General features: G+C 45.6%; 34 protein-coding genes, 1 tRNA gene and 6 pseudogenes. 23 read left to right on the plus strand and 18 right to left on the minus strand.

Annotated elements, in window-relative coordinates:
• Positions 1–204 precede the first annotated feature (204 nt).
• Positions 205–729: a DUF1947 domain-containing protein gene (locus tag JCM11216_RS04895; protein ID WP_054853482.1), complete on the minus strand. Its 525-nt coding sequence runs from the start codon at positions 727–729 to the stop codon at positions 205–207.
• Positions 730–809: 80 nt separating this feature from the next.
• Here JCM11216_RS04895 and metG point away from each other — a divergent pair.
• From metG to JCM11216_RS16460, 3 genes and pseudogenes are all read left to right on the plus strand, one after another.
• A pseudogene (metG, locus tag JCM11216_RS04900) lies at positions 810–1,149 on the plus strand (methionine--tRNA ligase subunit beta).
• A gap of 38 nt (positions 1,150–1,187) precedes the next feature.
• Positions 1,188–1,331, plus strand: a complete 144-nt coding sequence (locus tag JCM11216_RS16455; RefSeq protein ID WP_243675211.1) for a hypothetical protein — start codon at positions 1,188–1,190, stop codon at positions 1,329–1,331.
• A 47-nt stretch (positions 1,332–1,378) separates the two neighbouring features.
• Positions 1,379–2,116: a pitrilysin family protein gene (locus JCM11216_RS16460; RefSeq protein WP_243675244.1), complete on the plus strand. Its 738-nt coding sequence runs from the start codon at positions 1,379–1,381 to the stop codon at positions 2,114–2,116.
• Positions 2,117–2,456: 340 nt separating this feature from the next.
• On the opposite strand, the gene JCM11216_RS04910 is transcribed toward JCM11216_RS16460, so the two are convergent.
• The 3 genes from JCM11216_RS04910 to JCM11216_RS04920 form a co-directional block, all read right to left on the minus strand.
• Positions 2,457–3,212, minus strand: coding sequence for an NAD-dependent protein deacetylase (locus JCM11216_RS04910; protein WP_243675245.1), 756 nt, complete (start codon positions 3,210–3,212; stop codon positions 2,457–2,459).
• A gap of 139 nt (positions 3,213–3,351) precedes the next feature.
• Complete coding sequence (locus JCM11216_RS04915) at positions 3,352–3,939, minus strand: glycosyltransferase (protein ID WP_054853484.1); 588 nt, start codon at positions 3,937–3,939, stop codon at positions 3,352–3,354.
• Between the two features lie 4 nt (positions 3,940–3,943).
• Positions 3,944–4,192, minus strand: a complete 249-nt coding sequence (locus JCM11216_RS04920) for a hypothetical protein (protein WP_243675212.1) — start codon at positions 4,190–4,192, stop codon at positions 3,944–3,946.
• 101 nt (positions 4,193–4,293) lie between these two features.
• Between JCM11216_RS04920 and JCM11216_RS04925 the strand changes: the two genes are divergently transcribed.
• The 4 genes from JCM11216_RS04925 to JCM11216_RS04935 are packed head-to-tail and all read left to right on the plus strand — an operon-like array spanning position 4,294 to position 6,054.
• The gene (locus tag JCM11216_RS04925; RefSeq protein ID WP_054853486.1) at positions 4,294–4,731 is read left to right on the plus strand and encodes a hypothetical protein; all 438 of its coding nucleotides are present in this window, start codon (positions 4,294–4,296) and stop codon (positions 4,729–4,731) included.
• On the plus strand, positions 4,731–4,874 hold the full coding sequence (locus JCM11216_RS16465; protein WP_243675213.1) for a hypothetical protein: 144 nt from the start codon (positions 4,731–4,733) through the stop codon (positions 4,872–4,874). The genes JCM11216_RS04925 and JCM11216_RS16465 overlap by 1 nt, the downstream gene beginning before the upstream one ends.
• Positions 4,875–4,921: 47 nt before the next feature.
• Positions 4,922–5,371 carry a hypothetical protein gene (locus tag JCM11216_RS04930; protein ID WP_243675246.1) on the plus strand — a complete coding sequence of 150 codons (450 nt, stop codon included), beginning with the start codon at positions 4,922–4,924 and terminating at the stop codon, positions 5,369–5,371.
• Entirely contained in the window at positions 5,368–6,054 is a 687-nt protein-coding gene (locus JCM11216_RS04935; RefSeq protein WP_243675214.1) for a hypothetical protein, read from the plus strand. Before JCM11216_RS04930 ends, JCM11216_RS04935 begins: the two co-directional genes overlap by 4 nt.
• On the opposite strand, the gene JCM11216_RS16470 is transcribed toward JCM11216_RS04935, so the two are convergent.
• Complete coding sequence (locus JCM11216_RS16470) at positions 6,047–6,184, minus strand: hypothetical protein (RefSeq protein ID WP_243675215.1); 138 nt, start codon at positions 6,182–6,184, stop codon at positions 6,047–6,049. The two genes, JCM11216_RS04935 and JCM11216_RS16470, sit on opposite strands and share 8 nt — an antisense overlap.
• Complete coding sequence (locus tag JCM11216_RS04940; protein WP_243675216.1) at positions 6,181–7,218, minus strand: amidohydrolase family protein; 1,038 nt, start codon at positions 7,216–7,218, stop codon at positions 6,181–6,183. The genes JCM11216_RS16470 and JCM11216_RS04940 overlap by 4 nt, the downstream gene beginning before the upstream one ends.
• A gap of 44 nt (positions 7,219–7,262) precedes the next feature.
• On the opposite strand from JCM11216_RS04940, the gene JCM11216_RS04945 reads away from it, so the two are divergent.
• The 6 genes from JCM11216_RS04945 (at position 7,263) to JCM11216_RS16480 (ending at position 9,742) form a co-directional block, all read left to right on the plus strand.
• Entirely contained in the window at positions 7,263–7,622 is a 360-nt protein-coding gene (locus tag JCM11216_RS04945; RefSeq protein WP_054853489.1) for a hypothetical protein, read from the plus strand.
• 35 nt (positions 7,623–7,657) lie between these two features.
• The gene (locus tag JCM11216_RS04950; protein ID WP_243675217.1) at positions 7,658–7,834 is read left to right on the plus strand and encodes a hypothetical protein; all 177 of its coding nucleotides are present in this window, start codon (positions 7,658–7,660) and stop codon (positions 7,832–7,834) included.
• Between the two features lie 91 nt (positions 7,835–7,925).
• Positions 7,926–8,354: a hypothetical protein gene (locus JCM11216_RS04955; RefSeq protein ID WP_054853491.1), complete on the plus strand. Its 429-nt coding sequence runs from the start codon at positions 7,926–7,928 to the stop codon at positions 8,352–8,354.
• A 61-nt stretch (positions 8,355–8,415) separates the two neighbouring features.
• Positions 8,416–9,360, plus strand: coding sequence for a hypothetical protein (locus tag JCM11216_RS04960; RefSeq protein WP_243675218.1), 945 nt, complete (start codon positions 8,416–8,418; stop codon positions 9,358–9,360).
• An 8-nt stretch (positions 9,361–9,368) separates the two neighbouring features.
• Positions 9,369–9,557 (plus strand): hypothetical protein, encoded by a 189-nt coding sequence (locus JCM11216_RS16475; protein WP_243675219.1) that lies wholly within the window; start codon positions 9,369–9,371, stop codon positions 9,555–9,557.
• Between the two features lie 26 nt (positions 9,558–9,583).
• A complete protein-coding gene (locus JCM11216_RS16480) occupies positions 9,584–9,742 on the plus strand; it encodes a hypothetical protein (protein ID WP_243675220.1) in 159 nt (52 codons plus the stop codon).
• Here JCM11216_RS16480 and JCM11216_RS04965 read toward each other — a convergent pair.
• A complete protein-coding gene (locus JCM11216_RS04965) occupies positions 9,729–10,154 on the minus strand; it encodes a 6-carboxytetrahydropterin synthase (protein ID WP_243675221.1) in 426 nt (141 codons plus the stop codon). The two genes, JCM11216_RS16480 and JCM11216_RS04965, sit on opposite strands and share 14 nt — an antisense overlap.
• A gap of 53 nt (positions 10,155–10,207) precedes the next feature.
• Between JCM11216_RS04965 and cobA the strand changes: the two are divergent.
• Positions 10,208–10,973: pseudogene (gene cobA / locus JCM11216_RS04970) on the plus strand (uroporphyrinogen-III C-methyltransferase).
• Positions 10,974–11,097: 124 nt separating this feature from the next.
• Positions 11,098–11,631 carry an archaemetzincin family Zn-dependent metalloprotease gene (locus tag JCM11216_RS04975; RefSeq protein ID WP_054853493.1) on the plus strand — a complete coding sequence of 178 codons (534 nt, stop codon included), beginning with the start codon at positions 11,098–11,100 and terminating at the stop codon, positions 11,629–11,631.
• A gap of 87 nt (positions 11,632–11,718) precedes the next feature.
• On the opposite strand, the gene JCM11216_RS16485 is transcribed toward JCM11216_RS04975, so the two are convergent.
• The 5 genes from JCM11216_RS16485 to JCM11216_RS16505 form a co-directional block, all read right to left on the minus strand.
• Positions 11,719–12,075 (minus strand): hypothetical protein, encoded by a 357-nt coding sequence (locus tag JCM11216_RS16485; protein WP_243675222.1) that lies wholly within the window; start codon positions 12,073–12,075, stop codon positions 11,719–11,721.
• A gap of 26 nt (positions 12,076–12,101) precedes the next feature.
• A complete protein-coding gene (locus JCM11216_RS16490; RefSeq protein ID WP_243675223.1) occupies positions 12,102–12,452 on the minus strand; it encodes a hypothetical protein in 351 nt (116 codons plus the stop codon).
• Positions 12,453–12,564: 112 nt separating this feature from the next.
• The gene (locus tag JCM11216_RS16495; protein ID WP_243675224.1) at positions 12,565–12,789 is read right to left on the minus strand and encodes a hypothetical protein; all 225 of its coding nucleotides are present in this window, start codon (positions 12,787–12,789) and stop codon (positions 12,565–12,567) included.
• A 37-nt stretch (positions 12,790–12,826) separates the two neighbouring features.
• Positions 12,827–13,096, minus strand: coding sequence for a hypothetical protein (locus JCM11216_RS16500; RefSeq protein WP_243675225.1), 270 nt, complete (start codon positions 13,094–13,096; stop codon positions 12,827–12,829).
• A gap of 23 nt (positions 13,097–13,119) precedes the next feature.
• The gene (locus JCM11216_RS16505; protein WP_243675226.1) at positions 13,120–13,338 is read right to left on the minus strand and encodes a hypothetical protein; all 219 of its coding nucleotides are present in this window, start codon (positions 13,336–13,338) and stop codon (positions 13,120–13,122) included.
• Between the two features lie 303 nt (positions 13,339–13,641).
• On the opposite strand from JCM11216_RS16505, the gene JCM11216_RS04985 reads away from it, so the two are divergent.
• The 4 genes from JCM11216_RS04985 to JCM11216_RS04990 are packed head-to-tail and all read left to right on the plus strand — an operon-like array spanning position 13,642 to position 17,462.
• Complete coding sequence (locus JCM11216_RS04985; RefSeq protein WP_243675227.1) at positions 13,642–14,916, plus strand: DUF87 domain-containing protein; 1,275 nt, start codon at positions 13,642–13,644, stop codon at positions 14,914–14,916.
• On the plus strand, positions 14,913–15,362 hold the full coding sequence (locus JCM11216_RS16510; protein ID WP_243675228.1) for a hypothetical protein: 450 nt from the start codon (positions 14,913–14,915) through the stop codon (positions 15,360–15,362). The genes JCM11216_RS04985 and JCM11216_RS16510 overlap by 4 nt, the downstream gene beginning before the upstream one ends.
• Positions 15,352–15,648, plus strand: coding sequence for a hypothetical protein (locus JCM11216_RS16515; RefSeq protein ID WP_243675229.1), 297 nt, complete (start codon positions 15,352–15,354; stop codon positions 15,646–15,648). Before JCM11216_RS16510 ends, JCM11216_RS16515 begins: the two co-directional genes overlap by 11 nt.
• Entirely contained in the window at positions 15,645–17,462 is a 1,818-nt protein-coding gene (locus JCM11216_RS04990) for an AAA family ATPase (protein ID WP_243675230.1), read from the plus strand. Before JCM11216_RS16515 ends, JCM11216_RS04990 begins: the two co-directional genes overlap by 4 nt.
• Before the next feature lie 33 nt (positions 17,463–17,495).
• Here JCM11216_RS04990 and speD read toward each other — a convergent pair.
• Positions 17,496–17,949, minus strand: a pseudogene (speD, locus tag JCM11216_RS04995) (adenosylmethionine decarboxylase).
• Between the two features lie 159 nt (positions 17,950–18,108).
• On the opposite strand from speD, the pseudogene hxlB reads away from it, so the two are divergent.
• A pseudogene (gene hxlB, locus JCM11216_RS05000) lies at positions 18,109–18,728 on the plus strand (6-phospho-3-hexuloisomerase).
• Between the two features lie 3 nt (positions 18,729–18,731).
• Here the strand turns inward: hxlB and JCM11216_RS05005 are convergent.
• The 3 genes and pseudogenes from JCM11216_RS05005 to JCM11216_RS05015 form a co-directional block, all read right to left on the minus strand.
• Positions 18,732–19,864: pseudogene (locus JCM11216_RS05005) on the minus strand (PhoH family protein).
• Positions 19,865–19,907: 43 nt separating this feature from the next.
• Positions 19,908–20,441, minus strand: a complete 534-nt coding sequence (locus tag JCM11216_RS05010) for an LOG family protein (protein WP_054853494.1) — start codon at positions 20,439–20,441, stop codon at positions 19,908–19,910.
• 39 nt (positions 20,442–20,480) lie between these two features.
• Positions 20,481–21,533 (minus strand): GTPase, encoded by a 1,053-nt coding sequence (locus JCM11216_RS05015; RefSeq protein ID WP_054853495.1) that lies wholly within the window; start codon positions 21,531–21,533, stop codon positions 20,481–20,483.
• A gap of 98 nt (positions 21,534–21,631) precedes the next feature.
• Between JCM11216_RS05015 and JCM11216_RS16520 the strand changes: the two genes are divergently transcribed.
• The 3 genes from JCM11216_RS16520 to JCM11216_RS05030 all read left to right on the plus strand — a co-directional run bounded on the left by JCM11216_RS16520 (position 21,632) and on the right by JCM11216_RS05030 (position 22,900).
• On the plus strand, positions 21,632–21,952 hold the full coding sequence (locus JCM11216_RS16520; protein WP_243675231.1) for a DUF998 domain-containing protein: 321 nt from the start codon (positions 21,632–21,634) through the stop codon (positions 21,950–21,952).
• A 296-nt stretch (positions 21,953–22,248) separates the two neighbouring features.
• A tRNA-Thr gene (locus JCM11216_RS05025) sits at positions 22,249–22,327 on the plus strand.
• A gap of 246 nt (positions 22,328–22,573) precedes the next feature.
• Positions 22,574–22,900 (plus strand): AbrB/MazE/SpoVT family DNA-binding domain-containing protein, encoded by a 327-nt coding sequence (locus JCM11216_RS05030; RefSeq protein WP_054853496.1) that lies wholly within the window; start codon positions 22,574–22,576, stop codon positions 22,898–22,900.
• On the opposite strand, the gene JCM11216_RS16525 is transcribed toward JCM11216_RS05030, so the two are convergent.
• Positions 22,897–23,133: a hypothetical protein gene (locus tag JCM11216_RS16525; protein ID WP_243675232.1), complete on the minus strand. Its 237-nt coding sequence runs from the start codon at positions 23,131–23,133 to the stop codon at positions 22,897–22,899. The two genes, JCM11216_RS05030 and JCM11216_RS16525, sit on opposite strands and share 4 nt — an antisense overlap.
• A 29-nt stretch (positions 23,134–23,162) precedes the next feature.
• Positions 23,163–24,679: pseudogene (locus tag JCM11216_RS05035) on the minus strand (DUF2079 domain-containing protein).
• Positions 24,680–24,714 lie beyond the last annotated feature (35 nt).

A 24,714-nucleotide genomic window follows, 5' to 3' on the forward strand; every position in this document is an offset into this window, starting at 1 on the left:
TCCCTAACCCCAAGTGCCTCACTGGTGTTTATTACATATGTAAAAACTTGCCTTGGGGGGGTTAGGGGGGGTGTAGGGTGACCTTGTTTGTTATCTTCAATTTCCCATTCTCGATATTCTCTAAAGAGAATAGAATGTATGCGATATAAAGTTCTCTGATTGATAGGATAAGGGTAGGTAAGGATAAGAGCACTTAGTGATGTATCAGCTTTGTGTCTTGAGCAATTCCTTTGCGAGGTTCCATAATTTATCATTTAGGTGGTGTATTACCTTAATGACTTTGCCTTTGCTTGCGTTTCTTATTTCGTCTGCTGTCATGAGCGATATCCCAATGGCTATGTACCTGCCCTTAAGATCCCTAATTAGTAATACATCACCGGCACCAAAGTTGCCGCTTATGTCCTTAATGCCTGGTCTCATTACGTCTGCTCCATTGACTATGTGCGGCACTGCGCCGTCGTCGACGGTAATCATTGGGTAGTTGGGCATGTACGTTGGGTTCAGGTAGAAGTACATTAGTAGTGGTATTACGTATTCCCTCTGGTTTGCGTCAACTTTTACGGTTAATTTCGCCACCAATGGTTTATCATCAATTATGTATACAGTTGTTGCTTCGTTGAGTTCATAAACCTCAACCTTCTTGGCGTTCCTGAATATTGGGCCTAGTTCACCAACTGCGTTGCTTAATTCCTTAATGTCCTTATTGCTAAGGAAGTATCTCTTAACCACAGGTAGTATCTACAGGGCTCATTAATAAGTATTTAGTACGTAACTCAATATTTAATAGTGGGTATTTAGCCTTTGTTATTGTGTCGACGGAAACTATAACAAGGGCTGAATTTGAAAAGGTAGTGCTTAAGGTTGGTAAGGTAATACATGCGGAGAGGGTTCAGGGTTCAAAGAAATTATTGAGACTTATTGTCGATGTTGGTGACGAGAGGAGGCAAATAATTACGGGGGCTTGCGGAGTTTTACAGGCCTGAGGATCTAATTAATAAGTACGTGGTCGTGGTCACGAATTTGGAGAGTAGGAAGATCTTTGGCTATGAGAGTCAGGGAATGATACTGGCTTCTTGCGATGAGAAGAACCCTACGATAATAACGATTGATAAGCCACAGGATGAACAAGTGGGCAAGAGGGTTTGTTGAAAGGTGTATTGCTTTAAATTCCCCCCCTTTTAAAATCGATGACGGTGGAGATAGAACAATACGTTCTAAATAATGGACTCAGGCTATTACTGAGTAGGATTGAGGCTCCAACTGTGGGAATAGCCATTGGGGGGGTGGGCATAGGATCAATTTACGAAGATAAGGATATGAGGGGGGTATAAGCCACTTCGCTGAGCATATTGTTTATAGGGCATACCCAAACATTGACCTGGAGATAGAGGGCCTTGGAGGTGTGTCTGATGCGTATACTGAGCGAACACTCACCATGTACCTATTCGAGGTAATACCAAGTGAATTGAGGAATTTACTGAGACTTATTCATAAGATGCTCAGTAACAGGAGAGTGAGCGAGGAGGATTTTGAGAGGGAGAGGAAGGTCATACTTTCAGAGATAAAGATGAGGAATGATGACCCAGGTACGCTGATTTACGACCTAGGGCCCAGGGCATTGTTTGGAGATAGTGATTATGGAGCCCCCCCGATTATTGGTACTGAGGAAAGTATCTCATCAATGAGCGTAAGGGATATTGTGGATTTCCTTGAGTCGTACTATACGCCGGATAACATCGTGATAAGCATGGTGGGTCCTATAAACATGGCGATTAATGAAATAATGGAAATTTTCAATAAGTGGGATGGTAAGGCAAGCCGCAAAAAGGAACCAACAATTGGTAAGGGAGAGCCCATAATCATTAAGAAACCCGTTGAGTCTGCTTATTTGTCGTATTCCTGGCAGTACAACGTAAACAATGAGGACCCATTCCTACTCTCGATAAGGTCATCACTTCTGGAATTCCACCTGGTGAGTGGGCTTAGTTCATACCTAATGTCGAGGTTCAGGAATAAGGGGGGGCTAACGTATACAATAGATATGGATAGAGATTACCTACCAGGTACTTATTACTACCAGTTAGTCATATCGGCGGTTGATGAGGGGGGGAATTGAATCTGTAAAGGAGGAGTTGATTAATGCATTATTAAGTATTGATAATTTATTCAGAGATGAGTACTATTTAAGTAAGCGAATGAATTATCTTAAATACTTATTAAGTGATTATTTACGTAGCCTGTTCAGATTGCCGAGTCCATGAGCTATATGGAGTTGAAACTTGGAAATCACGATGTTACTAAATTCAATGAGGGACTTAGAGAGCATTTTAGAGATCCCCTGAAGAATCTAATAACTACTGGAGTATGGTCTGAAATAATACCCTCATAATATTTACATATTTCAGTATACGTAAACATTACGTATACGCATTACAAGCTATCATATTATTAGGGTATTACTGTATCCCCAATCTATCCTTAATCTCCTTAAGTAGTAGGGTCATTGCGTCGCCGGCCTTGCATTGTATGATAACATCGGCGATGTAATCAAGCTCCGTGGGTTCCATATTAATGATAATTACTTTACCACCCATCTCCTTAACAAATATTGGCACGTAGGCAGCAGGATAAACAGATAGTGAGGAACCAATGACTAGGACTGCATCGCTCATTAAGGCTAGTTCTCTGGCCCTGTCAAAATCCTTAACAGGTTCACCAAATAACACCGTGTCTGGCTTGAGAATACCGCCGCACTCATCGCAAAGTGGCGGTATTTGCCCACTATCTATCTTCTTGATAACGACATCCATCGGGTACGTACGGCCACAGGCAAGGCACACCGCCCTCCTCATTGTGCCATGAAGTTCAATCACGTTCCTGGACCCAGCTGCCTGGTGTAACCCATCAACATTCTGCGTAATGACCGCCTTGATAATACCCAACTTCTCGAGCTCGGCCACGGCATGGTGCGCCCTGTTTGGCTTAGCCGCGAATAATGTACTCATCCTCATCCTATAAAATAACCAGAATTCCTTTGGATGCTGTAGGAAGTAATCAATGCTTGCCAGTTCAGGGCTATATTGTTTCCATAACCCCCCCTGTGGACCCCTGAAGTCAGGTATACCTGATTCTGTGGATATGCCGGCGCCCGTGAAGGCTATTGCGTGGTGTGCGTTGATCAGGATCTCGGCGGCCTTCTTAATATCCTCAATATTGCATTGTTTTTCGCCCATAATAAACAGTGGACATAACTACTAATAAGTTATTAAGTATTAATCCTAGCGAAGCAATGGGATTTATTAAGGGTGTGGCAAAATTACTTAGTTGTGATGAACTGACGACGGACTGAAGTCACTGATGAGCGCGTTGGTGACTGATCTCTTCGTAAATAGCCCTAACGTCATTAATAGACCTGATTTCAACCGCGTTTATTCCGTAATGAACCCTGAGGGATTCATACGCTGACTTATTATGAGCAATTACACGGAACGCCGAAGAGAAGGCGTGCTTTTCCCAATCCCTTATTGCTAGGCTTAATAGGCTTATGCCATCGCCAGATCTGAGGGGGGGTTCCGTGGAGTACACACTGACTATGTATGGTATCTTAAGCCTTTGCGAAATGACCTTGGCAATAACCGCCGCAATCCAGTCATGGGCATGCACGAAATCCACATCCCTGGGTATTACGTAGGGCGACCTAGACAGTATCTCAACCAGTAGGTAGTGCATGTACGTAACCACGTCACTAAACCACCTATCGCTCACTGCATATACATGCGCATTGCCATCCATGTAATTACCATCAAAATTAGCTGGATGTATTAGGTATATATCGTATTTACTGGATAGGCTCATAACTAAGTCCCTGACTTGGAAGGCAAGTGAACCAATGACCCTGTGCGGTGGGTACTCGGTCGATATATGTAAAACCTTAACCACAGGCTCAACAGTAGATGCTGCTTAATTTAATTATTGCAGTTGATGTTAGGTGTACGGAATCATTAATTGTATTAACGTAACCAAGCACCTTAAGTCTGTCGACAATGCTCCGAACCTCATCAACCCTTAGTCCAACAATCCTGGCCAAATCCTCAAGTCTTATTGCCCGCTCTTTGTCAATGGCGGCCAATGAATGTAATGCCTGCATTATCGTCCTTATCTTCGACTCATAACCAACCTCCACAAAAATCATTGGTCAATTTCCATATTAATAAATTTCTCTATTCTTGGTCCGTGGATTAGGAATTGAAAACAGCAAGAAGCACTTATATAATTACCCAATCCGTAGTGAAGATGGTGTCCATAGAATTAATAACGAATAAGGCGCTATACGAACCAGGTGAGGACATAGCAATCAATGTAGTGGTGAAGGGATTAACCAGTGGGGGGGAGGATGTTGAACTAACGGTGATTAAGGATTCCCAGGAAGTAACTAGGCGGGTATTGCGTGTAATACCTCCCGAGTCAGAGGTTGTGGATTACATAAGGATAGCCAATGTTGGTATTTACGAAATTAACGCCAAGTGCTGTGGGTCGGAGGCCAGGGTACCGCTAATGGTCATTAATAAGCCGGAGACTCCATTAAGATTTATCATGGTCTTCCACAATCATCAACCAATCCATAAATACCCAAGCGGCGTTTATCACGGACCCTGGGCGTTCCAACACACTTGGTCCCCAGAGTTCTACCCAATTTATGACGTGGTCCCTACCTACTGCATGCCAGGTTAGTGAATAAGTATAGGGTCTCTATAACTTATAACCTAAGCCCAAGCCTGCTGTGGCAATGGAATGACTTACTAAGTAATGGTGTGTTTATTGAGGATGATGACCTAGCGAGTATATTGGTCCTTGGGACCCACGGACGGCCCTAATTAGGGAGGCGATTAGCACGTATTCGAAATTAGCAAGTGATGGTGTCATAGAGGTACTAACGAGCTTCATAGCGCACCCCCCCATAGCTGGTTACTTGGTTGAGCGGTTTGGTATTGACGACTTACTACGGTGGGAGTTAAGCAGGGGTAAGGAGGTCACTAAGAAGGTGCTGGGCGTGGATGCGGTGGGTATGTGGCTGCCGGAGCTCTACTTCTCTGAGAAATTAAAGGGCATACTATGTGATGAGGGTATTAGGTTTACAGTACTCGATAGTGTGTATCACATGAGCGAGGTCATTAAGGACAGGAGTTCCATATACAAGGTTTATAGGCACGACTGCCTAATAATACTGTTCAGGGATACAGCACTCAGTGACTTACTGAGTTTTCAACTGAACAAGGCCAGTAATGCCCAGGAAGCCGATGTCAATGCAAGGAGACTAATCATTGAACTAATGATGAGATCTAACTATGTTGGGGGGGATGGGGGGTGGTGACGGTGGCATTAGATGGTGAGAACTGGATGATATTACCAACACCAAATCCATACGCCGCACTCCTGCTTGAGAAAATAATGATGTACTTATCACAGGCTAGGTCTGATGGTTACATAACACCCATTAGGCCATCAACCATTAAGGAGTTTCATGATGAGATCAAAGAAATACCAACAACATCATGGCTAGGCTCACCAGCCAAGTGGGTCAGCGAGAGGGCTGATGTTCAGTCAAGGCTTTGGTCTATGGCTCAGGTGGCAATAGGCAAGTGGAGAATCTACGAGGAGGTCTTTGGCGAAGATGAGGAGTTGAGGATGTCCCTGGCGATGGTGCTTGATAGTGATTATTATTGGGCAGAGTTCGTAAACGTTAATCACGTTGGTGAGTGGGCATACCACGTGGTAAGTAGGGTTGAGGATGCGCTTAATTCATTGAGGATGGGATTTGGTTTAAGGGATGGTCAAATGGAGGTCATCATAAGTAATAACTGGATTAAAGACGCAAGCCTAATACTAGGCGTTGAGACGCCTGAAACATACATGGAATACGGCATTAAGGTCCAGGCGGGTTCCTCCGAGTACATTAGGATTAATGGTTTCAACAACATGGTCATATCATTACTGACGCCAAAAACAAGGTATCGGATTAGGAAGGCCATTAAGATAGTGCGCGGGGCTACGTGATCCTGGTAATGCTTGAGCCATCGATTAAGTACACAATATCCCCCCCACTGGATATGCGGGTCGTTAGGTATTCATACACATAGTCCAGGCTTATGTTCTCATACCCAATGCGTAGAGCTACACCCCTCATGGTTTCCCCCCCTCCCTTATGATGTAGCCGAAGCCCCCCCAAGACCAAGCCCAGGAGGTGGCCATGTTAAGTATTGTGTGTGAATTCAATTCACCATTCATTAGAAGCTTCATTACCTTCATTTCATCCCAAAGATCAGGTTCTATTAACGCGACATTGTCAGTGCCAATTAATGGTTTCAACCCCCCCCTCCTCAACATTGCACCTACCCTCGCCAACCTACCAACAAACTCAATATTAGACCTTGGGCACGTGACCACGGGTAGTGTGGGTATTTTTGCCAAGTCCTCCTCACTTAACTGCGTTAAATGTACGAATACGGTGTTACCAGTCACTAGGGTGGTTAATGCCCTACCTAGGTCGTTATCAAGGTACGTATCCTCGGTCTCAGACACATGCGTACTAATTGGTAGTCCACGTGAACCACTCAACCTAGAGACAAGCCTTAACTCAGCCATTGTGTAGTTAAGTGGCGATATAAGTGATACACCAAGCCCATTATCAACGAAGTACCTAACATCATCCTCAAATCCCTCATCCACGTCCTCCTCCTCGCCAGGTTTAACATAAACTCTAAATGCACTAGGTTCAGCCAGCGGTATTATGCATAAACCTGCCCTTCTAGCTTCGTTAATTACTACGTCCGTAAATAACCTGCCATACTCAATGATAGCCAATAAACAACCAATGCCGTAATTCCTAATTCTACGGAAAACCATGGCCAACCCATTTCTTAACGATTCAGGGTTAACTCTACGTAGGTAATAGTACTTTAGGCCGTACGGTGCACCAACCACGTCATCAATGTAGTACTTATTGAATACGCCCATTAGGAAGTAATCAAGTACATGTACGTGCGCATTGGTTAACTGCGGCATTAGTAATGTATTTCCCAAGTCGACTACGTTATTACTGCCTGGGATCCTCCCAATACCGGTTATCTCATCATCGGAGATATCAATAACGGTATCCCTAATGGGCCGCAACTCCTGGTCGACCAACGCGATTGCTGACTTAATACTTAACCTACGCATTCGAGGAAAATGAAGTTTAAGTAATTAAATTAATGCTTTATTCGATGAGAATAGCGATTATAGGATTAAACCCGGGGGGGACGGCCATTTACGCACAGTACCTGGCTAAGGATGGTCACGAGGTTACAATACTCACGGAGAGCCAGAGTGATGTAATAGTGACGGACCTAATACCGCATGCATCGCTTAATATCATAAACAGGGAGTCCATTAAGTTATTCACTAGGGAGTACCTCGAGGACATACTTGGGATTAGTATATTGGGTGTGAGGTTGAGCTCGGTAATGATTAATGAAGGCAAGGTATTAGTGGTGGATTCAGTGAATGAACATGGCATTAGGGTAGGTATGATAGGATCGTGGTGGGCTCCGAGATGTTGCCAAGAGACTCGGGTGATTGCATAAGTATTTATAGGGCCACCCTATTCCCGGGTCATTATGTGATTAATGGGAATGATGCAGGTAAGAATACCGAGTCACTACTGCTTATAACAGATCTTGGTGGGTCCGCTATTACGGGTTCGTCAATGGCAATCGACGATGACGTCCTCAAATCCCTACCAATAAATGGTAGTGCGGAGACTGGGGGGGGTGCCTATCCACTGACTATGAGGTGATTAAGCCAATGGTGGGTACACTCGGTGAAGGTAATTTAACCATCGGTAGGGGGGTTTCAAATTAAGGGATTCGTTAAGTGGCATTGAGTATGTGGTTAATAGGGACTATCAATTAATAATGATGGGAAAGTTACTGGCACTAAGGGACTTGGGCGTTATTGATTCGCTACCATTAATGCCGCGTCTTGAGGTAGGCTTCTCCCGTAACTGGGCATTCCTATCAATAGGGCTTACACGGAATGAATTAAAGGCGGTATTTAGGGACTTATCATCATCTAAGGTGGCCTATCACTCGAGCGACGCCGATATGACTGCTAAGATTATTTACAGAGGAAATAGATTATTAAGTCTTCAGGTGTTGACCAGAGGTATTAAGCTGCTCAATTGGGTTTCCTACATTTACTCATTAATAATGCTTAATAATACGGCTTATCTACTGCTTGATGCGGGTTATGAGATTGTTTTCAATGCATTACGTGGTTTGCTTGAGCAGTTGGTGTTGAATCTATACAATATATAGGTGATCACAATTAATAAGTTAATTAATAAGCTTTATTAATGACCCAGCCACATAATAAATAGTGCCCGGCATCTTAGCTAACGTTGATTATGAGGAGCCGCTTACCAGGTACAGGATAAGGGAGGTCCTCATTGAGGCACGTAAGCGGTCAATAAGTTATGTAGATAAGATGAAACACGAAGTACTGGCTGACTCATTCTACGTACACTATAGACAACCAATACTCAGAATACCCGCTGGCAATGAGGATTTGGAGACGTCGTTATGGAGATTCGTGGTATTCACGTACATCAGGAGCGAGGCCTACGGTGACGTATCCAGGATAACCAGGTTGAACGGTAGGTTGTCCAGGGTAATGGCGATTAAACTGCTCAAGGTGTATAATAGTATCCTGAGCAAGATGGATAGGAATGACTCCTTTAGGCAGATGGTTGAGTCCGCCATGGACCAGAAGAACGCATCATCCAGGGAGAGTAGGATGAACCTAGAGCGGGAGGTTAGGTCATTAATAAACTTCTACGTTGGCAGTATGAAGAAGGTAAGCGAGACGGTTAACAAGGTTAAGATGCTCTTTGGGGACTCCGTGGGCCATGAAATAGCGGATATATTACTAAGCACGGACATTGACCCATACAGGCTAAGGTTAATCTCAATGCTAAACTCACTGATTAGGTTGATCGTGGACACCAGGTACACGGTGGATGTGGTGGAGGATAGGGATGCCGAGCAGGTTGGTACAATTGGCGGGGTTAAACGCATGACAAAGGCGTCAGAGCTCAGGGACATGATACCAAGCGAGAGGATGCTCATGAAATTCGCCAAGCCAGTATTCGCGTATAAATTAGCCATGGGCAACGTACTAGTTAGGGAGAGGAGGGCGGTCAAGAAGCCAAAGATCTACATGCTAATTGACAAGAGCGGCTCGATGTTCTACACGGTTAATATAAACATATTCGAGGTGGGGGGGCCATTAGTAAGATCACGTGGGCCACAGCCCTGGCCGTAATACTCTCCATGAAGGGCGGGAACCTAGCCGTGAGGTTCTTCGACCAGCAGGTATACCCAATGCTAACGAATAAGAACGATGTCATAAAGATGCTCCTCTCATTAATACCACTGGGCGGTACGGACATAACAAATGCCGTGAGGGCTGCGGTACAGGATGCCCTGGAGAAACCATCACTGAGGATTATAAACTGGTAATAATAACCGACGGTGAGGACGACAATGTGGATCCAACGGTATTTAACAAGGCTAAGTCTGTATTTAGGTCCGTCAAGGCACTACTTGTCGGTGGTGAAAATGGTATTATTGAGGAGAATGTGGATACGATAAAGATTCAGGAACTAACCAGCGAGAGCCTGTCCCGCACAATTAAGAAGATTTAGCCTCAAAGCAATTAATCGGTGAATCACAGACAATTACCTGAGCCTCAGTAACATCATTAATACCCAATTTCCTCAAGATCTCCATCAACCTATCCATGAAGTACCAAGCAACGCACTCACCGGTAGCTCCCTCAGGTATGCAGGGTACCTCAACAAACTCGCTGGGCATTAATCCCTGGGCACTTTCCATGCTCGACTTTATGTACTTACCATCGAAGGCATTAATGATACCCTGGACCTCACGCCTAACCCCATCAATGTCGGTCACGAGCATCCTCCTACCCCCCCTGACACAGAGCCTTATTGTGATGTCATAATTATGCCCATGAACACCACCATAAACATCACTAAACCTAACCCTATGGGCTCCAGAGAACATGAACTTCATGGATAGGCAGGTAGACTCAACCACGAATACTTACAATAATACGCATAAAAATGCATTTCCCATAGATTAATGGGGGGATGGTTGGCAAGGTCATCATTGCAGGAGGAGGACCTGGTGACGAGGGATTACTGACGCTGAGATGTATCGAGGCCCTGAGGAACGCTGACGTGGTGATTTACGACAGGTTAATACCCAGGTCAGCCCTGAATTATGTGCATCAGGGGGGGTCGCAATTAATCTATGTAGGTAAGGAGCCGGGTAGGCACACGATGGAGGAGGACGAGATAATAAGGATAATGATAAGCGAGGCAGGCAGTGGCAAGACCGTGGTTAGGCTACATGGCGGTGATGCATTCCTATTTGGCAGGGGTTTTGAGGAGTGCATCGCAGTGCTCAATGCGGGGGATACCCTGTGAGGTCATTCCAGGGGTGACCTCAGCCATAGCCGCGCCGGAGGCCTACTTAATACCGCCGGTTTTACGCGGCGTCTCTAGCTCGGTGGCCATAGTGACAGGCATGGAGGATCCGAGGAAGGGCAGGGCGTTCGTGAACTTCAGGGAATTGGCTAGGGCCGTTAATACAATCATAATACTAATGGGCGCATCGAGGATAGGCGAGATAGCTAGGGAATTGATTGAGGGCGGTCTCGACCCAGGGACATACGTGGCGATAATAACGAGGGTGTACATGGGGAATAGCAGGGTCACAATAACAACGGTGGGTAAGTTAGCCACTGGGGAGGTAAGTGTGGAGAATCCCTCCGTGATAGTGGTTGGGGATGTCGTACGTGAGGGATTAAAGGCTATGAAAATTGCGGGGATAAACTTCGAAATTGATGCTTAATAAAAGGTACTATGAATAAATCACGGGTGATGAGGCACGAGCGTGGCGGATGACGTGACGAGCTTGCGCCCATGCTGACCCAGGTTATGCATTAAAGCCCTGGTTAGGGAAGTTAATTCAAGCCATGAAGAGGATCCTAGTATTAACGGAGGTAGAGCTACCAAGCGACTTCCCGGGGGGGCAGATTGAGCATTACCTAGGTGATCTAGCCAGGGTTGAGATGAGGATGACAGACTTCGAGGGACTGAAGTCCCAGTTCAGGGACGTCAGGAGGGGGGGCCAAATAAGGGCTGACGCGCTCCTTGATTACCTGGAGCCCAGGGTGAGGGGGGGTTACGAGGGATTCGACAAGATAGTGCTCGTGATCAACGATGATGGTTATGTTGAGGGGGGGCTAAACTTCGTATTCGGAGTCGCAAAGATAGGTGGTGCACTGGCCTTGGTATTCACGAAGAGACTACGCGGGGGGGAACAATCACTTTACCACCTAAGGATACTCAAGGAGGTACTCCACGAATTAGGGCACTCCTTCGGGCTAGACCACTGTACAGACCCCAAATGCGTCATGTACTTCAGCAATACGATAGAGGACACAGACAGAAAGGGCCCAGGATACTGCCAAAGATGCATGGCGAGGTTACGCTCATTACTACGATGATTAATAATAATCACCACAAAATACGTGTAGCGAAGGGAATTAACACCCACACCAGGATTTCCAGGGCACCTAAGGCATGCAATGAACCTAAAGAATAGATAATCCCAAGTATTCATTTATTACACGATCAACATCACCCATGTCTTGTAAATCCACACTCATGACCCTCGATGGGACGGGGGGGATTGCCAAGTAATCATTTTCGAGCAACCTCGTCCATGTCTGCGAAATCTTCCTCCCGAATACAGCCAATAACTCCCTAAATATCGATGAGTTGTACCAAGCGGCAATTAATGGGTTATTCGTCCTAACTATGTAGAAATCCTTCGAAGCGCACAACGGCTTGTCACTATAATTAGCAATGACTTCATGACTCCTTAAGTCCACCTTATCGTGAATAAATACGTAACCATACGGCCTCTTAACCCGCAGCTGCCTCCACACGTGCTGGTACCACCTATCCCCAAACTTCAGGCTGGGATGCCCATACTCACGCCCCACTCAATGTACTTCCTAAGGTCACCCTCCGGCTCCTCGCCTATCGAGAGGACGTAGTACCTCGGGTCACTTACGTATATCCCATCGCCGTAGTACTCAGGCTTCCTCAGGCACTTGACCAGGTACTTCCTGGGTATTACAAGTCTCATGCCATTACCCCCCCTATTACCTATGGTAATTGTCGCTTCGTCCTCCCTCACAATGAACCAGTGAGCATTGGGTATGAAGAAGAAGTCAGGACCATACATCTCAACACCCCCCCTAACAATCTCATCCCTACTCAGGTAACGTAGTAAACCATTATCCAGGGCCTCCTCAACCACCGAAATGAGCTTACTCGCCCTCTCATAATCAAATAGACTAAGCCAATTCCTATCCGCGAAGGCAGGTAATCTCCGTAGGTTTATTGCCCCCCCAACCCTCCTTAAATCACCCTCATAGTAGTAAATCCCCCCCCGTCTCCGTATCTAAACCACCAACAAAACCTGCCGAACCACCCCCCCTCTTCCTGGCGAAGATTATCAACTCCTTAAAACCACTACCATCACTAAACGACGGACCAACCCTATTCTCAACAAGCCCAATCACGTCATACCTCAACTTCAATAACCTCTTCACACCCTCACCCTGCTCCGTGTAAAACGTGGACGCTGGCATCACGAGAATGGCATAGCACCATCCCTGAGTATGTGGTCTATTAGGAAAAACGAGAGAACATGAAGACCAGGTCCCTCCTTACTATGAACCTCCCATAACCCATCGATTCCACCAAACTTAACAATTCACCCCCCCTATTACGAACTAAGTGCCACCTAACGAAGGGCGGGTTTGTAATAACGAGGTCAGCCCTATAACTCCATGCAACCCTAAAGGCATCGCCGCATATCACCTCAACATCACTATATAATGAGGACAGAATTCTACGGGCTAGCTCGCAAGGTCCCTCATTAATCTCTATCGCTATCACCCTCCTAGGCCTAACAAGGTCATTTACGGCCGATAATGTAACCCCCGACCCGCAAATGGATCCATAACCACCACATCCCTCCTATACTCCTCACCCAACCCCCCCTTAAGGAAACTCCTAATTACGGCTAAGCCATCACGACTAGTGTAATACGACGAAGTACCCTTCCTATCCACGGTACTCTGAATCTCATACTGCTCATCAACTAAGTACAAGGCCTCCTCACCCAACCCCCCCCTCACTTCCCTAGAAAAAACCCTCGAATTTAATAGCTTCCCTAAATTTCAACCAACATTATAGCTACGCCACGTTGAAAGACACGACCATTTTTACGACTAGCAATACCCACATCAAAGCACCAGATTAAGTGCATCACCGCCGGCACGAATAATTTAGTAAAAATAATGGTATAAATGAGGTAAATACCATGGGCATTAAGGTCCTAAACTGGTTATTACTACTAAGTATTAGTAATAATGAAAGAAGTAACACAACGATTACCAACGTAAGAACATTAAAACAAAGTATGGAAGAGGTGGTAATAAATGTCGAACTTGAACTCGAGCCTACTGAAGATGGGCAGTAAACTAATCATTGGACTCCGCATAAAGAAGGAAGTAAATGCTTGGGACCTGGCTCAAGCCCTTGATGGGCTGAGGATCACGGTTATAAGGGATGAAGTGGGGGGGCTCATAATACTGCATACACCGGCCCACATCCCGCTATTCACAGCCATACATAGGGATAGGATAAGGCACTTACTCAATAAGTGGGTTGATTACGTGGAACCACTACCATCAGGAATAACGCTTAGCATAATCGATAATGTATCAATGAATTTCTCGGAAGTTAAGGTAAAGGCAATACCAGAGGTCCAGGTCTCCACACCCACTATAGTAACAATGTGTAAGCTAGGCGATGATCAAGTGAGGTACTCATTATTCCTAAGAGGAAGCACCCACGGAAAAACCGACATACTCACATGCAGCAATAAGGCATTTCTACCACGACTCAGGGATAACATGGACCTAACCCTTAAACCATCGCCAAGGCCGGGCCGCATGTTCATGAGCAATTACTACCCAATAGACATAGACCTAGCGAGACACTTAATAATACTTGGCGCCACGGGCTCTGGAAAGACCACGCTCGTGAGGTTGCTAATAAACGATGTGCTCCAAAGAAATACGCTTAACAGAATCGTAATCTTCGACCCAACGGGTGAATACTCGTTATACCTGGCAGGTCGCGGCTACGTGGCTATACCCGGGGTAGACATCGCCGTAAACCCACTAACGTTGCCCAGGCATAGAGCCAGTGAATTACTCTCAATGGCGATTCAAGCTGCAGCTCTCATGTATGGCGAGAGCGATAATGGTGGTTTCTCATTCATTCAACTTGAAGTCCTTGAGAAGGCTCTTGATCGATTAGGCGATAGGAATACCCTGAGGGATCTGTACGTGGTGTTAAATAGTCTTGAGCAGGAGATGAGGAGGAATGATTACTTAAACGCTATTTCCGCGGTGAGGCGTAGGTTGAGGAAGTTGATGATAACAGCGCTCATGAGGAATACACTAAGTAATAGTGCTGTTCGGTCTAGGTTATTGGTCATAAACATGGCACCGTTATACTACGTATCCCAACTCGCCGCTGTGATATTCACACTAACGTTTCTTGAGGTGCTTAGTGGTTTGTTGAGTAACTCCCTCATTATTGTTGATGAGGCTCATAGAATTCTCAATAGGTATGTGGTTGGTGAGTCGATTATTGAGAGGTTGATTAGGAGGGTAGGCATGACGGTGCTACGCTTATCCTCGTGACTCAGGACCCACTCGATGTTAAGAGGAATGTGCTTGACATTGTTGGTCACTACGCTATCTTTAAGCTTAATGGTAGGTCGGCTATTGAGGCTGCGGATTTGCTTGGTGTTGATGAGGAGGGTATCATTAGGTTGAGGCCACTTGAGTTTTACTATCATGGTGATGGCATTACCGTTAAGGCGTACATAATGGGTAATCAAGGAGGTAACTACCCAATCACTTCGGACATTATTTATAGGAAAATGCTCGAGAGGATCGATGATCGGGACTACGTTGGTGCCATGATTAGGAGGTTTGGGCGTTCGTTGAACCCTGTACTTGTTCCTCAGGTAATTGAGTTGGGTAGGAAGTTGGGTTATGATGTTAGGTCCATTATTCAATTGGCTGCGAGGAAGGATCCTGAGTATTACAGGTTGCTTTCGAGGGTGGTTATTGGTGAGGATTAGGTTAATTATCGCTATTGTTATTGCAATTGCTACCTACGTCATTGACCATAGGGCTTACTTAATCGTTATCAATACTCTAATACCCCTCATTTTGATTAAGGACTTAATCGGCCTTAGGGAACGGGTTAGGTTGTTCATTAATAATGGAGACCCTGTGGAGTCTGTGAGGGTTGGGTTGGAGGGTATTGAAGTAAATGGTAGGGAGATTGTGGGTCTTAGGGTATTAAGTACGCCGTATACATTTGATTCCTCGTTTGAGGAGGCCCTGACCAGGCGCGCGCATTGATTAAGCTATTCTCTAGGTATAGGGTTATTGTCTTGATGTCGGCGGATGAATACGTGATTGGCGTTGATAGGGATTCTTACCATGAGTTCACATCCGAGCTTGAGAGACTTGGTATTAGGGCTACTAGGATTAGTGGCTTTGAATTAGCTAATGCTCTTAGGATGCGTATTAGACGAAGGTCATTAAGCAGGCTCCCATTACTTCTGTTAGTAATTCCTGCATTGGTCACGGTCTCAGCCTACGCATTACTAGTGCCTCCTATACTATACATTGCTTACTCTGTTAGTGATTTCTCGAGGAGGAGGTTCGTGGTTAATGTGGGGTTTAATAATGAGGTCATTTACGATTTGAGGACTACCGTAATTATGGATAATACTATGGTTAGGGCCGACGCATTAAGCCTTAGGAGTAGGATTGCTCAGTCACGTGCAAGTGTATTGGTGGTGATATCTAGTAGTGATAGGTTGAGGGATTGGGTTAAGGGTACCGCCAGTAGGGTTTATGGTAAATTCCTGATGCTCAGGCATATTAAGTACTTCCTTAATTATAAGGATTTTGAAGCCGTATTAAAGAGGATTCAGCAGGGTGAGGACATATACTCACTTTACCTCGCCAGTACGGCTAAGTTCGATTCCTCATTCAAGTGGGGGGGATGGGCACCGGCATTACCCATATCGAAGTTGTTAAATGGTGATGATGGCCCTGCGTGGTCTATGGAGTTAAACTTGGTGGTGTTTACGCCGTTTACATACCCATCAGTGTATGAAAGACGTGGCCTTGCCGTAATAGGAAAGGATGTTAATAATAGGGAGATTTACTGGTCATTTGGTGGGTTGAGTCCTCATGTATTGGTAATAGGGCCGACGGGCGCGGGGGGGAAGACTACACTGGCCATGAGTATTGCCTATCAGGTTAAGCGGAGGTTGGGTAGCAACGTTAAGTTGGTGGTGATTGATCCACATGGGCATACCGAGCTCCTCAGTAGATTAATTAATGTGAGGGTTGTCGACTTAAGCAAGGTCAAGGTCATAACGAGAGAACTGCCCATGTTAATTGAGGCGATACAAATGATTAATCCACTACTATTACTAGGTACTGAAGGTGCTTTACTGCGTATGGCGAGTATTGGCGTTAATAGTGTTTCAAGCATCGATGATTTAATAAAGCGACTTGAGGGGGGGCTTTCGAATAATTTAATATTAAAGGAGGCGTATTATAACCTGTATAATATACTTACGCCCATAATCAACTACTACGGTGGCTTAACAAGCAATGTAATGTTTAATGTGTATGATTTACTTAATGATGATGTTGTCTTCGTCATGAGGTCAATACTCAGTGATGAATTAATTAGGTATTTATCGATGCTCATATTGCTATCTATTGCTAAGAAGGCAATATCCGAATGCCGTAATCTACCGTGTCCATTGAGGTACTTAGTGATTATTGATGAGGCGCACAACGTACTTAAACTACAGGGTGAATACAAGGTATTTGGTATTGATGATCCGGTGGAGAGGGTGTTCAGGGAATTGAGGAAGTTCGGTGTGGCTTTATTCGCATTGATGCAACCACCACTTACTGCCCTTAATGAGGGTATCCTGGGGGGGAATGTGGGTACAACGATTATACTGTCTGGGAATTCGCAATATGCGTCTCATGTTGCATCGAGTATTAGTGGCATGGATGATGATGACGTAATGTGGTTATTGAGTGGGCAGTATAGGGCCTTGGTTCTACGCCAAGGATTACCTAGGCCGATTAAATTATTTCAACTCTTTGTTCCTAGGGAGTTAATAATGGAAAAACGATGAATAATTTTGAGGGGAAATGCCAATAAGTAGTATTCAACTCACGTTATCACCTTTATCTTCATTGCTAACCTTAATATCGGTGTAGTATGACCGATCTGACATGAAGACCTCGACCTTCTTGGCATTTAAGCTCTTGGCTATGTACTCGAAGGCAGCCATTGGGTTTGTATGGCTACCGCAGGTGTATACGTCTACCGTGGCATACTCATGCTCGGGCCAGGTGTGGATTGATATGTGGCTCTCGGCGACTATGGCAACTACGGATATCCCACCATTAACCCCCAAACTTGTAATAAAACGTTGAAACAACCAACGCGCCAGCAACATCTGCCGCCTCCTTAACAACCTTTAATAGATATACCTCATCCTTAAGTAATTCCCTGCTGCAACCATACAAATTTCCATATACGTGTACCCCATACACTAATGCATTCCTCTCCCTGCCCCCCCCAGTTCTATTAGGGTTTGGGTCGTCATTTTCCCCCAATATTGGACGTTTTTTGAGTAATGCGTACCCAACCCATATATAAACATATCCCCCCCTTGAAAACTAGCGGTAATACCTTGAATAAATAATAACATGCATGGTGCAGAATCGGCGGGGGGGATAAGTGTTAAATACTTTTAGGTGCATTCTTTTGTTGGAATGGAGAAGCTTAATTATTTTAAGAGTGCGTATGTGGAGATTGGAAATTTTATTTTGAATGCCCTCAATGTTATTGATATTAATGATATCGAGCTATTCATAGATTCTTTAATAAATGTTTATAAGAGTGAAAGGAAGGTCCTCGTTGTTGGCGCGGGTAGGTCAGGTCTTGTGGGTAGGGCATTCGCGATGAGGCTTATGCACCTTGGTTTTAGGTCCTACGTACTTGGCGAAACCATAACGCCCAGTGTTGGCGAGGGTGATTTGGTTGTGGCATTTCGGGTAGTGGTACGACGACTATGGTAGTGGCCGCTGCGGAGGCAGCTAAGAAGATGAAGGCCATGGTGGTGGCAATAACGAGTTATAAGGACTCGCCACTGGCCAGCTATGCCGACTTAATTGTCCAAGTCCCAGGTAGGACTAAGGTGGCCAAGATGGATGATTATTTCGCGAGACAGATACTCGGTCTTCATGAGCCATTAGCACCCCCCCTGGGGGGGACTCTCTTCGAGGATACTGCAATGGTCCTCTTAGACGCGGTAATTGCGGAGTTAATGCATAGGCTTAATAAGACCGAGGATGAGATAAAGACGAGACATGCAAATATAGAAGTACCCTAGGCCTTATTCCTCGCTTTCCATCGCCCTGATACCAACGTTTATGAGACGCTTAAATACCCTATCAATAAGCCTAACGTAAACGCCCTTCTGCCCCCCCACAAAGGCCCCCCAAAGGCATTCTTCCTAACTGTGATCATAAGTTCAGGGCCTGCAAAATCCACATCAACGATGTGCTTACCAATCCAACCCACTGGGTGAAGCGCCCTAATCCACTCCTTGAAGTTTAGGTTCATCTCCACGGTCCTAACCCTCAGGTTACTCTCACCCTCAATAGCCTTAATCCTCTCACCACCCTTACCAACCACCCTGCCGAGGTGGCCCTCCTTGGCTATTATTAATGCGTCAGGCACGCCCTCGCTCTTAATGCCTAGGTTCTCCTTCTCCTGCTTAAACTCAATCACCGTAACCACATCGGCATCCGGCGCGTGAACCCTTATCAAGTCCAATATCTGCCTCTCCATATTGCTTAGTTCCCTCCTTCTCATCCTTAACTCAAAGGAAACCTTAACACCCCTCTTGGCGCCTGGCCTAACAATGTCCTTAAGGCCCAGGTCCACAACCACTGCATTCTCCTCATTAAGAAGCACCTCCCTGAGCAGTGTTGCGCCATCCTTCTCAACACCGAGCGGTCTCTGAAGCACTGGATCACCTGCAATTATCAATCGCGAATTCCTACCAATCCTCATGAGTATCTCGGCTGCGTTCTCTGGTTGCGTGTTTTGGGCATCATCCAGGAATATCAATGAGTCATCAAAAGTCCTACCCCCCCTTAAGTAGGATACATCGGTAACCATTACCTTACCCTCCTGGAGGAGCTTAGTTATCTCCTCCCTATCCATTAAACCCTCGAGAATATCCTCAAGATAGGCAGAGGCAACTTTATAGTATAGGTCACCAAGTTCCTCGGGCGTTAATGACTTACCCGTGCTCACGTCAACCACGGGCCTAGCAATTATGAATCGCTTATAGGTCCCAGCCAGTACTGAGGATATGCCGTATACAGCCGATATTAAGCTCTTGCCAGTACCCGTCGGCCCAAAGACACCCACTATCTCGTTCCTTGAGTCCTTGAGTGCGTTTAGGAGTCTCTCCTGCCCAATGCTCATGGGCTTAATCTTGTCCAGTAATGACGACATCGGTTCATGATTAATTAATGGGTTTTTAAATCCTTACTCATGACTAACCAAACGCTGTTCTCACGGGTGTAATCCTCTCGTGGCAAACCTCCCTCGCCAACTTAATCGGGTCGTCAAAGTACCTAATCCTGACGACTTTCCTATCATCAACATACTCAGGAAATGCCTTAGGCAAAGCATCACTGCTTAGGTTGGTACCAACTAATACATACGCGGGCTTACCCATGGCGTAAGCCAGTAATACCTCAATCATAGTCCCAGCGCCGCCGCCCAACGCCACGAGGGCGTCACTCGACCTAACCATTATGACAGACCTACACCTAAACTCACACCCGCTATCAATCCTAATAACACCACTTGGTGGCTCAACGCTTCTCTCGATTGGTAAAATCATGACAATCCTAAAGCCAAGCTTCAGTGCCTCATCAACTATGGTCTTCATGAATCCCCCCCAATAACCACCAAGTAGTAGTGTGGCTGTTGGGCATTGGGAATGAAGTTCCTTGAGGAATTCCCTGGCCATGGTCTCGGTCTTAGGATCCACGGGGCTTGAATGGGCCGCTATGGCAATCTGCATCGCTGTTACGCTGAACTAGGCACTTATAATGCTTAATCCTCATCGACTATTTAATGACTCCCTGAGCATTGGTATTACGTAATTATCAACTATGTAGTTAATCACTTCCCTACAACCATTACAATTAATGGTTGACACCCTAAACGTGGGTATTGACCCATCAATAACCGCCACACCACTTAATGCCGTATTTACTTCATCCTCCGTGGCAATATCAACCTTATTCACAAGCAGGAGCAGCGGCGTACCGCCAAAGCTGTTTCGCACCTCCCTCAACAAGTTTAACTGCTCTGTTAATGAGTAACCACTGTGGCTTGTTGGGTCTAGTATGAAGATTATAACCCTCGCCAAGTACTTCAACGCAAGTATTGCCTGGAGCTCGATCTTATTGCGCTCACTTAACGGCCTATCAAGGAGGCCAGGCGTATCTATTACCTGGACCTTCACGTCATTGAGAACAGTGAAGTGGCCAACATGGAGCTCCTTAGTTGTGAATGGGTACTCAGCAACCTTAGGCCTACCGCTACTCACGCACCTAACGAAGCTACTCTTCCCAACATTGGGCATTCCAGAGACCACGATCGTGAACAGGCTTGGGTCTATGTTCGGTAACTTATCGAGCTTAGCCGCAGCAGCCTTTAGGAAGTCAAGCTCCGGCTTTAAGTCCGTGAGTAGGTCCTTAATCCTGGCCAGGAAGTTCCTCCTAGCCCTAACGATGTCGTTACCTGTCGTGGCGGACCTAATGGCAATCACGGCATCCTTATAAATCGATGAGAGGGCCTTCGTGGCATGGCCAACCTTTGCCAGGGAGTGCTTGTACATGGCCCTATCAATCATCAACTCAATCAACTCCCTATAGAATGGGTGCAGGGAGTCGAGAAAGGGCATCCCGAGGGCTACATCGCGAAAGGCATCGCTCAGGTACTTCCTAACCTCCCTAACCCTCCTCAACTCAAGCCTCCTCAACCTATCAATGCCAGGTTCAATGCTTGGGTTCCTGGCCTGAAGGCTAAAGTATACACCAACCACGGCATTCCACAACTCCTCACTAGTCGGTACATGAGGTGCCCTAATCACGTTAACGACCAGCATCAATAAAAGTATCCCCCCCTTAATAAACGTTAGTGAGGTAATATATAGAATTTACATAGAGATAGTCATTATTAATTAAAAATAGCTACGAAAACTTGATGAACAACAAGATAAACCAAGTGAAAATAGCGGGTTTACTAATAGACATAGGTATTGCAGAGTTCCTACTATCAATGCTAGCTGCTGAAGCCATTTACCCAGGGTACTCAGTATCGCGGAACTACATAAGCGACTTGGGTGTAGGCCCTACCGCAATAATATTCAACACATCAATAATAGTAATGGGACTCCTACTAATAATAGCCGCGGTACTCCTCTATAGGTTCAATAAGGTATTCGCAATAACAATAGCCCTAACGGGCATTGGAGCCGCGGGGGGGGTAGCTTCGCCCCAGAGACCGTACACCCATTCCACCTAATCTTCGCACTAATAGCCTTCCTATTCGCATCAGTATCATCATACCCAACAATAAAACTCTCAAAACCCCCCCAGGCAGTACTATGGCCAATACTAGGCACCATGGCCTAATCGCCTAATACTATACATAATGCACATGTACCTAGGCCTAGGCCCAGGCGGAATGGAAAGAATGATAGTATACCCAAACCTAATCTGGGCCCTGGCCTTCGCCGCAGAACTAATGAATCAGTGGTCACAATAACTGAAAACAAAAACCACTAAAAACTTAAAACCCCCACAATAAACAGAGACCATGCCCCGGTAGCTCAGCCTGGTGGAGCGTCGCTTGGTAAGCGAGAGGTCCCGGGTTCGAATCCCGGCCGGGGGGGCTCCAGTTATTTTTCCAATTCCTTCATATGTTCTGTAAAAATAATTCTAGGGTTACCTGGCAAAAATGAGAGGTCCTTGTATCACATACTCTTCTTTGAGTTTTATTGACTTGTATCTTCATTTCCTTGCGGTACGTTACGATGCATAGTCATTTATTCAAGATATCATGTGTTCTTTGTTAAATGGTTCTTGGTCTCTTTTTCAATTAAACAATAACTTTTTATATTTCCTAATGTTGATTTTTACTGTGATGAATGCGCAGGGATTGAGGCAGAGACGGGGCTCGCCGGGCTACCGTGTGACCAGGTTGCCGTACAGGGTTAAGGTTTACCTGAATAATCAGGTCTTGATCCCTGCAAGTTTGGTTAGAGTTCTGGGTATTTCTGGGCTTAAGTACGCGGTCGTCACCATTTCCTACAATGGCGTACCAATCACGATTAAGGGCGTTAAGTTACTGAGGACTAAGCACACGGACTCCAGGCAGTTCACAATACCGAGGGACGTCAGGGAGGCCTATGGCATAAGGCCTGGTGATGAGGTTGAGATAATAGACATAAAGCCCTTCAAGTTCTCCTAACCACAGAGCGGCCCGTTTATTATGAATTGTCTAATTAATACTGTCGTGTTTACGACATAATTGGCATACATCGTTATAAAAACGTTCCCGTAATACCTGTTATACATAGTAATTGATACCTGGTCCTTGTTCGTTGTTAGGTCTATCGTGTGTCCATTAATTTGTAGATATGCCAATGTGGCATTTAGTTGCCTTAGGTATTCGGGACCTACCCACGAGTATGTTATTGTCATGTTGTATTGCCCTGGCAATAACGTTGCATTTACCGTGAACCAAACCCCCCCGATGCTTCATTGGGCGTGTGAGCTATTTCCCCCCCGTTCATTACCTGCCCATTGATTATGGAAACCACGCTTGGCGTTATATTTAGAATTATTGGTTCACATATTATTGGCTTACCCGTGTAATTAGCCTTTAAGACCAATAATGTATTTCCAATCACCATGTAGACACCATAGCCCTCCATTAATGCCGCATTAACATACTCATTATACGGCGTACCCCCCCACCAGGTGAACCAGGGACTATCCGGCTGAGCCACTATGTACTCGGGCCTTAACCATGGGTACCACTGCGTGTAGGCGTTTATGTTGTTTGAGAATGGTGGGTATAGGTTGTTCTGGACAAGCACTGTGGCGTTATTTGGTATTAACTTTAGTGCAGTCCAAACCTCGTAATCAGACTTAACCAATTGATACTGGAAGTGAATTAGCGGGCTAACGCCGAGGAACACTATCAGTGTTGATATTAGGACCAGCACAGCAAATTTCTTCTGTTGCTCGGTGGGTATTTTTGACGCGGCAATTAGCGATGCCATTACTATGAACGGTATCGAGAATGAACTATACTGAAAGAATGGGCTATAGTAAATGACGTCGCTGGTCAGGAAGGATGCAAGGGGGGGCCATGCAAGCGATGGGAGGACCAGTGGGTCTAGGAAGGCTGTGAATGCCGTGGGCGCGTAGAGCTCGAGGAAGTATAGGAATTTCTCCGTGCCATATACGGAGTATAGCCTCGGTATTAGTAATGGGTCCTTGATAACCGATATTAATATGCCGAAGCCAAATGATGATGCGTACTGCTCAGGCAAGCCCGATAATGGCGAAGCGGTTGTTGGGCCCAGCGGATTAAGTAAGGACTTAACCCATAGGGCAATCAGGAGAACAGCTATTGATATCACCATTGTTAATACACCATGCGTTAGTTCACGCTTCCTCCTGGTGTTTGTAATAACGTAGTACAGGCCAAGTAGTGCCATGGGTATTGGTGCGAACTCAATGGTGCCAAGTGTAAGTAGCAGTGTTGGGTAGTAAATCCTCCACCTCCTCGTTATTAGGAAGTACGTTGAATATAGGGCTAGGGGGGGCATGAATATAGCTCCATGTGGAAGTCAAAGGAGTTAACGCCCTGGACCAGCGGGTTCATGAGGTAAATAATCGCGAAGAACGCCCCCCCTAACCAATCCCTGCCCAGGTACTTACCCAACCAATAAATCGGTAATGCCCCCCCAAGGGCTATGAGTACTGTCTGAACCACAAGCAGCGTGGCTGGGCTTGGGTACACAGCGTATATAGGCAGGAATAGGAATAGCGTTGGTGAGAAGTGAACATCCAGGAAGCTATAGCCTATAGGCCCTGGCTTGGGTATTATCGCCACATCCACACTCTCATAAAGCAGCCTATGGTAATACAGTGTCGACGCCAATGCCTGGGCAAAGATTCCGAGGTCCGCGGCGTGGGTGTGGAAGGTTAGGTATTTCAATAATGTATAGTATGACATTAGCACAATATATGCTGCAACACCGAGGTAAACCA

Source organism: Vulcanisaeta distributa JCM 11216, assembly GCF_001315985.1.
GTDB lineage: Archaea > Thermoproteota > Thermoprotei > Thermoproteales > Thermocladiaceae > Vulcanisaeta > Vulcanisaeta distributa_E.

Coding starts and splice junctions, on each gene's coding strand:
- JCM11216_RS16455 (WP_243675211.1), top strand. CDS start 1,188: ATGACGGTGGAGATAGAACAATACGTTCTAAATAATGGACTCAGGCTA.
- JCM11216_RS04920 (WP_243675212.1), bottom strand. CDS start 4,192: ATGATTTTTGTGGAGGTTGGTTATGAGTCGAAGATAAGGACGATAATG.
- JCM11216_RS04925 (WP_054853486.1), top strand. CDS start 4,294: ATGGTGTCCATAGAATTAATAACGAATAAGGCGCTATACGAACCAGGT.
- JCM11216_RS16470 (WP_243675215.1), bottom strand. CDS start 6,184: ATGAGGGGTGTAGCTCTACGCATTGGGTATGAGAACATAAGCCTGGAC.
- JCM11216_RS04940 (WP_243675216.1), bottom strand. CDS start 7,218: ATGCGTAGGTTAAGTATTAAGTCAGCAATCGCGTTGGTCGACCAGGAG.
- JCM11216_RS04945 (WP_054853489.1), top strand. CDS start 7,263: ATGAGAATAGCGATTATAGGATTAAACCCGGGGGGGACGGCCATTTAC.
- JCM11216_RS16475 (WP_243675219.1), top strand. CDS start 9,369: ATGAAGGGCGGGAACCTAGCCGTGAGGTTCTTCGACCAGCAGGTATAC.
- JCM11216_RS04975 (WP_054853493.1), top strand. CDS start 11,098: ATGAAGAGGATCCTAGTATTAACGGAGGTAGAGCTACCAAGCGACTTC.
- JCM11216_RS04985 (WP_243675227.1), top strand. CDS start 13,642: ATGTCGAACTTGAACTCGAGCCTACTGAAGATGGGCAGTAAACTAATC.
- JCM11216_RS05010 (WP_054853494.1), bottom strand. CDS start 20,441: ATGCAGATTGCCATAGCGGCCCATTCAAGCCCCGTGGATCCTAAGACC.
- JCM11216_RS05015 (WP_054853495.1), bottom strand. CDS start 21,533: ATGCTGGTCGTTAACGTGATTAGGGCACCTCATGTACCGACTAGTGAG.
- JCM11216_RS16520 (WP_243675231.1), top strand. CDS start 21,632: ATGAACAACAAGATAAACCAAGTGAAAATAGCGGGTTTACTAATAGAC.
- JCM11216_RS05030 (WP_054853496.1), top strand. CDS start 22,574: ATGAATGCGCAGGGATTGAGGCAGAGACGGGGCTCGCCGGGCTACCGT.
- JCM11216_RS16525 (WP_243675232.1), bottom strand. CDS start 23,133: ATGACAATAACATACTCGTGGGTAGGTCCCGAATACCTAAGGCAACTA.